General features: G+C 32.8%; 8 protein-coding genes and 1 pseudogene. 3 read left to right on the top strand and 6 right to left on the bottom strand.

Translation table 11 applies throughout. The features are described from left to right. Positions 1-393: 393 nt before the first annotated feature. The 3 genes and pseudogenes from H9650_RS07595 to H9650_RS07585 all read right to left on the bottom strand — a co-directional run. Positions 394-478: pseudogene (locus H9650_RS07595) on the bottom strand (PhzF family phenazine biosynthesis protein); the annotation flags it as partial. A 62-nt stretch (positions 479-540) separates the two neighbouring features. Further along, on the bottom strand, positions 541-1,737 hold the full coding sequence (locus H9650_RS07590; RefSeq protein WP_191696916.1) for an MFS transporter: 1,197 nt from the start codon (positions 1,735-1,737) through the stop codon (positions 541-543). Further along, a complete protein-coding gene (locus tag H9650_RS07585; protein ID WP_151109581.1) occupies positions 1,737-2,150 on the bottom strand; it encodes a MarR family winged helix-turn-helix transcriptional regulator in 414 nt (137 codons plus the stop codon). The genes H9650_RS07590 and H9650_RS07585 overlap by 1 nt, the downstream gene beginning before the upstream one ends. A gap of 162 nt (positions 2,151-2,312) precedes the next feature. On the opposite strand from H9650_RS07585, the gene H9650_RS07580 reads away from it, so the two are divergent. Further along, positions 2,313-2,813 carry a GNAT family N-acetyltransferase gene (locus H9650_RS07580; RefSeq protein ID WP_318245395.1) on the top strand — a complete coding sequence of 167 codons (501 nt, stop codon included), beginning with the start codon at positions 2,313-2,315 and terminating at the stop codon, positions 2,811-2,813. 7 nt (positions 2,814-2,820) lie between these two features. Here H9650_RS07580 and H9650_RS07575 read toward each other — a convergent pair whose 3' ends face one another. After that, complete coding sequence (locus tag H9650_RS07575) at positions 2,821-3,600, bottom strand: class I SAM-dependent methyltransferase (protein WP_191696915.1); 780 nt, start codon at positions 3,598-3,600, stop codon at positions 2,821-2,823. A 13-nt stretch (positions 3,601-3,613) separates the two neighbouring features. Next, positions 3,614-3,781, bottom strand: a complete 168-nt coding sequence (locus H9650_RS07570; protein WP_255475377.1) for a histidine phosphatase family protein — start codon at positions 3,779-3,781, stop codon at positions 3,614-3,616. A 28-nt stretch (positions 3,782-3,809) separates the two neighbouring features. Here H9650_RS07570 and H9650_RS07565 point away from each other — a divergent pair, with 28 nt between their 5' ends. Further along, positions 3,810-3,965: a hypothetical protein gene (locus H9650_RS07565; RefSeq protein ID WP_191696913.1), complete on the top strand. Its 156-nt coding sequence runs from the start codon at positions 3,810-3,812 to the stop codon at positions 3,963-3,965. Positions 3,966-4,459: 494 nt separating this feature from the next. Beyond that, positions 4,460-4,786, top strand: a complete 327-nt coding sequence (locus H9650_RS07560) for a hypothetical protein (protein ID WP_191696912.1) — start codon at positions 4,460-4,462, stop codon at positions 4,784-4,786. Positions 4,787-5,253: 467 nt separating this feature from the next. On the opposite strand, the gene H9650_RS07555 is transcribed toward H9650_RS07560, so the two are convergent. After that, the gene (locus H9650_RS07555) at positions 5,254-6,138 is read right to left on the bottom strand and encodes an alpha/beta fold hydrolase (protein WP_191696911.1); all 885 of its coding nucleotides are present in this window, start codon (positions 6,136-6,138) and stop codon (positions 5,254-5,256) included. Between the last annotated feature and the right edge of the window lie 121 nt (positions 6,139-6,259).

Here is a 6,259-nt window from a genome sequence, read left to right as displayed (position 1 = left end):
TAGAAGCCTGAACAAGCATATTTACAATAAAGTATCAGCTATCTAAAAGATGATATTATTCATTTCTAACTATTTGATTGAATTACCACCGTTAACTTTAAAATAACAAATAGAAAGAGCATATTTTGATAAAATACTTATCAAAACATGCTCTTAAGATTTAAAAGATAATATTATATTTAATTACTTTTGATTAAACGTTGGGTATTTAGTGCCAAAATCGTCGTTTGGAAACGTTTCTTTACTTAGTAGTAGTAAATCTGACGATAATCCTTGTTCAACTAAACTGCACCTTTAGTTTGAGTGTAACATTTCACAAACAAAATCTCCTCACTAAAAATCAACCTTAGACTTTAACATAGCCTATTCTTTAAATCATTGTCTAAGTTAAGTATATATTACATAAGCTGATGCTAATGTTTGCGTGTCCACATAAGTCTATTTCTCCTTTAGGGGTGAACCATTTCAACTCATATCCCTTGTCTTATTAACAAAAGGGAAAAAACCTTTAAGCTTGATAAAGCTTAAAGTTTTTTTATATTAAGATATATTCAACAGTTCTTTGTCCTTCCTACCATGCAACAAATGGTATAGAGGAATGCAAATGACGATTAAAACGACCATGGAGAGAAAAATCGGACGATAACCACTATAAGGCACTATAAATCCTAATAGAAACGGACCAATTCCTAACCCAATATCATATAAAATGAAGTAGGTTGAGGTAGCAAGTCCAAATCGATGGGGTGGAGTAACTTTCACAGCGACGCTCTGAGCAATCGAATTAAAATTACCGTAGCCGAATCCAATCAGCGCAGCAGCAAGTAAAAGCATCCATCCGGCTGAAGCTTGGCTGAATAAAAACATACCTAGTGCAAACAAAACGAAACAAGGATAAGCGACAATATTAGCTCCTTTAGTATCTAGCAGTTTCCCTGTGAATGGACGAGAAATAATAACTACTATCGCATAAATTAAAAAGAAATAACTTGCTGCAGATACAAGGTCTACCTCTACTGCATAAAAGGATAGAAATGACATTACGCCAGAATAACTAAATCCTATTATGAGTGCCACCATAGAAATTGGTAATGCTCTTGGTTCTATGAATTTCGAGAGAAGCGAGCTTTTTTCTAGATGCTGAGTAGTAGATTTCGGCAATGCCACATCTATTTTTACCACTGCATAGATGATTAAGCATACAAATGACAATACAATATTTAAAGCAAAAATCCATTGAAAACCATTTTCAGCTTTAAGTAATAGAATACCTATAAACGGACCAATGGCGGTTGCTAAAATGGCACTTAAACTGTAATAACCTATCCCCTCTCCCTTTCTAGTATTAGGTAAAATTTGCGCTATGATTGTTCCGGTTGCAGTACCTGCAATACCAACAGCAATTCCTTGAAGCAATCGAATAATAATTAGAAGTCCAATATTGAAGGCCGCAAAATATAAGATAGATGTAATAGTAAAAAATACTAAACCTGTCCATAGTGTTTTTTTTGTCCCTAAATCGCCTATGACTCTTCCTGTTCCTAACCTTCCTATTAATGAGCCTATTATAAAAATACTAGATACTAGACCAGCTGTACTTGTAGAGGCACCGTATTTTGATTGGGCATAGGACGCAATTGTAACTATTAATAAATAAAACATTAAAGTGATCATAAAATTGATCAACGAAACGATTAAAAATTGCTTTGTCCATAGTTTTTCCTTTGTCACCGTCATCATCTTCCCTTTAAATTAACAAGTAATTTTTCCAATACTTGTTCTGTAATTTGTCTTTCTTGTTCAGTAATACCAATCAGTAAATTCTTTTGTAGGGTATCCACTATTTGTTTCGTCTCTTTATACTTTTCTACCCCGTTATTAGTTAAATGCATTACTTTTTGTCTTTTGTCATGACCTATTCCTATGTAAATTAACTCTTGCTCAATTAGTTTTTGAGCAATTGGAGTCACCGAAGGTTTTTCAACTCGCCAATAAGTAGCTATATCAGTGAAGGTTGAAGGTCCTTCTTCGTAAAGAATACGTATGAGTCCCCACTGAACTTCGGTTAAGCCAAATGGCAGTAGTAAATCCTGCATCTTACTACTGTATGGCCGAGAAATTAGTTTTAATGTCGTGAAAAATGGTTGCATAAAATTACTCCCTTATGGATTAGTTACATTAGTTAGTTAGACTAACTAATGTTAATTGTTTTCGTTTGATTTGTAAAGACAACTATTATATATTTTCGTTTTAAATTTTACTTGTAAAGTACAAGTAAAGTATTTATATTCTTTACAAGGGGGAATATAACCGTGGAATATATATGCAGATTATCTAGTGAAAAAGACTGGGAGCAAATCAAATATATTTATGAGGCTGGCATTGCTACAGGTAACGCAACATTCGAAACGTCTGCTCCTTCATCCTATGAGATATGGGTTTCAAAAGCAGATCAGTTTTGTACCTTTATCATTTACCATGGTGAATTAGTGTTAGGTTGGTGTAGACTTTGCCCCGTTTCAAACAGAGCAGTTTATGCAGGGGTTGGTGAAGTGGGGATCTATGTTCATCCCAAAGCCACTGGAATGGGAATTGGAAATAAGCTGCTTCAAACACTGATCACTAAGTCAGAAGAACAAGGCTATTGGATGCTGCAGGCAAGTATTTTTCCAGAAAACAAAGCTAGTATAGAACTACACAAGAAAAATGGGTTTAGAGTGGTAGGTCACCGTGAACGTATTGGTAGACTGAATAATAAATGGAGAGATAATTACTTTTTAGAAAGAAGAAGTAGTAAAGTTGGACAGGAATGATCTTCTATTAAACAATTGCTCGTACAATGGAATAGGAATTAGTTACAGACAAGCCATTTGTTTTGTTTGCTTCAAAGATTTCCGTAATCTCTATTAAATCTTCTTTTACAATTTTTTCCATCACAGTTGGGTGCTGTCCAAAGCACCTTTTTCTTATAATATCCATTGGGCTATGGATTAACTCATTACTGCTAATAATTTCTATCTCCCATTCATAATAATTGGCCTCTATTAATCTACTTTTAATGGTTTCTTCAGTAGAATCCAGTGGTAAATTGGCAGTAAAAAGATTTGGAAATAATTCAGATAGTTCATTCTCTTCGTGATTTCCAGGGTGTAGCCCAAGTATAATTCCGCCTTTTTTTACAATATGCTTTAGAGCAGGATAACCTGAAGTTGGTCCCTTTCGAATGTAAGCACAATCAAACTCATTTTCTTTAAAAGGTAAACCTTGTTTAGTGCTTCCTAACACAAAAGAAACATTTTTTGGCTTATTCATTTTCCCATAACCGATAAAATGATTAGTTACATCAAATCCTACTACTTCTTTTGCAATAGAGCTACAATGGATCGCGAATTCACCATGCCCACACCCGACGTCCAAAACCTTTTTGTGTGAAACCAAGTTTATAACCTCTTCATCAAAGATTGTTTCTCCATTAGGCTTAATAATAGTGGAATTCCAAGGGTATAGATAAGTCCCTTGAAACTTCCCAAGCTGGTCGTACCATTCTAACGAATGTGGTGCGATCCATTCAGCAAATAAAGTTGGATTAAGTAATGTCATATTTTACATCCTCCTATTTTGTTAAGTGGGTAGTTTGATTATAATCCTTTACTTTCCAACGATCTTGTTTATATTCTAGATTACTTATACAGGCATTTAACAATTTTGTCTTCCCTGAACCAATTTTACTATCTGAAAGGAGCGCTAATATAGCATTAATGACAGCTCCGTGAGCAACCAAAATTTTTTTTTTATTTGGGTAGCTTTGGATGATATCCTTTAATCCTGCTCGCAAAGAAACGTATGTAGACTTAGGTGAAGATTATTTTGATAAGCCAAAAGAACAATCAATTGTACGATATTCTGTTCGAAGACTTGAAAACTTAGGTTACAACGTTACAATCACTGAACCAAATGCCTCCTAATCCAACCCACAATTTGATTCTTATTTAGGCGCTGCACTTTTTTAAAAAATAATTGAGCTGCGTCAGATTTCGTATTGCCTTTTTCTCTAAAATGAAGATTTTAATTTTCATGGGAGTTGAAGAAACATAGATTAGAGTATGATCCAAATTCAAATTAAAAGACTGTTTTATAACTGGAATTGTTGCTTTATAGTAAAATTCATTTATATCCTTTTCTAATTTATCTCCTTCGTGTTGAAAGCTAACTGTTTTAACCCCAACCTCCACATTACCCTCTTTTTCCAAATTTGTTCATTGCTATAAAAGTACTATTTCTCTATAATTTATTTTTAGTACAATAAAGGAGTCTATTATGTATATTTGGAATATAAATGCACTTATTAAAGCTTTAAGGGAAGATTCCTGAAAAACAGAGGAAAAATTATCGAAGTATCTTTTGGATTATAGCAGCTATATCTATTATATCATTACCAATAGTTTACGATTTTTCTACTATGAATCAAATGGATATTATTGATTTCATTTGCTTTATTATGATCAATGGGATTGGTTTATTTGTATTATTTCGAATCTATAAAAAAGGAAATAAAATAGAGTTTTTTCTTCCGTATATTAGTTTAGCGATCCCAATTTTACTAAGATACATATTACTTGTTATAGCTTTAAATGGAATTGGATATTTTCTCATTTACGATTTACTACCTAATCAATCTCTCGAGGAAACAAATTTAATGGATTTAACTATTTCAATAATAGTGGAAGTTGTTTATAACTTAATGTTTATCCATTACTTTAAGAAGATTAATAAAAAAGGGATCTAATCATAGGAAGTCACACAAATAAAGGGTGATACTTATCATTATCGATATGTATCACCCTTTATTTCTTGCTCAAGAATTGCCTGCAATTTGGTAGATTATTCTTCAACTAAAGCACCCGTTAGCTTAATAGCTGCTTCCCGCTAGAACTGCAATGCTCCACATAATAAGAGTAAACGATAATGTAAGCCAAAAGGTATTGACCGTAGTTTTTTCATCGTGTTTTACCTTTTTTAATATAGAAACCAAATTCAAACAAAATATAACGCACAAGATAGGCATTAAAAGCAATCCTATTAATTCAAAAATAATATATTCTCCCTCCTTTTTAACTGCTTGTCATTATTGAACTAACATGCTTACGTTAGTTCAATAAGAAAAAGCTACCGATATAATCAACCACTTTTTAACTAAAACACCAGTTAGTTTAAGTACAATCATACACAATCTATCAACGATTTCAGTAATTTCTATAAAAATCTTTTTAAACCCTGAATTACTATATCAGGTCTATCGAGATGAATACCATGGTCACTGCGGTCTGCTATGATAAGTTTTCCTTTAGTAGATAATTGAGATAATCCTATTTGCAGTTCTCTCCAAACTTTTTCATATTTTACTGCCTCTTCTTTTGGGATATTGTATTGAACAAAGGCATTGACCGAAGCCTCTATGTCTCTTGCAATAACTGTTAGTGGAATGTTAGGGAATTCACCAAGTTCTTTTATACTTTCACTATTTGATTCCCAGTTTTGGAACTCTTCTGCAACAGTTTTAAACATATTAGGACTGGTGATAAATTCCTCAAATCTAATCACTTCACTCTTGGTAAGTATGCCGTGACAATCATCAATTGACTGATTATAAAGATTTCTAAGTTCCTCTTTTGATTTATATGAATTGTCCAAATTACTTTGTACCATTTGGTCTATCGATATCAGAGAATTCATTACTGGTATATCAAGATTATATAAACGATTAAAGTTTGGTGAAGTTGAATCCAATAAAATTAGTCCATTAACTTTGTCTGGGAAAAGCATTACATAATGTAACGCACATAGTCCTCCAAAAGAATGTCCCATTATAGTTACCTTTTCCTTTATACCTAATGATTCAATAAATTTGTTTAACTCGTGACATATATTTTTAGTTGTCCTTGGATTTATTGAAATTCTACTACTACCATAACCAGCCCTGTGATACATAATTATAGTAAAGTCTTTCATTATGTTTTTAACAAAGGGAAACCAGTTATAAATTGAACTTCCTATTCCTATTTCTAAAAGGAGAATCTTCTCCCCCGTACCAAAAACTTTATATTCTAAATCTAATTCAGCGTTTTCTAATTTTTCCAATGCTACACCCCTTTTTAACCACACTTTTTCAATATCCTTATTCAACTAAACTGCCGCGTTAGTTGAATAAGAATAGAGGCTGCCTACTGACAAACCTGTTTGCTATAGCACCTCGTTCGTA

Source organism: Psychrobacillus faecigallinarum (assembly GCF_014836595.1).
In the GTDB taxonomy this organism is placed as follows: domain Bacteria; phylum Bacillota; class Bacilli; order Bacillales_A; family Planococcaceae; genus Psychrobacillus; species Psychrobacillus faecigallinarum.
The sequence above is the reverse complement of the archived record's forward strand: the minus strand, read 5'-3'. Positions and strand labels throughout refer to the sequence as shown.

Bases quoted from the DNA above. Each gene is read 5' to 3' on its own strand.
- H9650_RS07585 (WP_151109581.1), bottom strand. From the start codon at position 2,150: ATGCAACCATTTTTCACGACATTAAAACTAATTTCTCGGCCATACAGT.
- H9650_RS07575 (WP_191696915.1), bottom strand. From the start codon at position 3,600: ATGACATTACTTAATCCAACTTTATTTGCTGAATGGATCGCACCACAT.
- H9650_RS07565 (WP_191696913.1), top strand. From the start codon at position 3,810: ATGATATCCTTTAATCCTGCTCGCAAAGAAACGTATGTAGACTTAGGT.
- H9650_RS07560 (WP_191696912.1), top strand. From the start codon at position 4,460: ATGAATCAAATGGATATTATTGATTTCATTTGCTTTATTATGATCAAT.
- H9650_RS07590 (WP_191696916.1), bottom strand. From the start codon at position 1,737: ATGACGGTGACAAAGGAAAAACTATGGACAAAGCAATTTTTAATCGTT.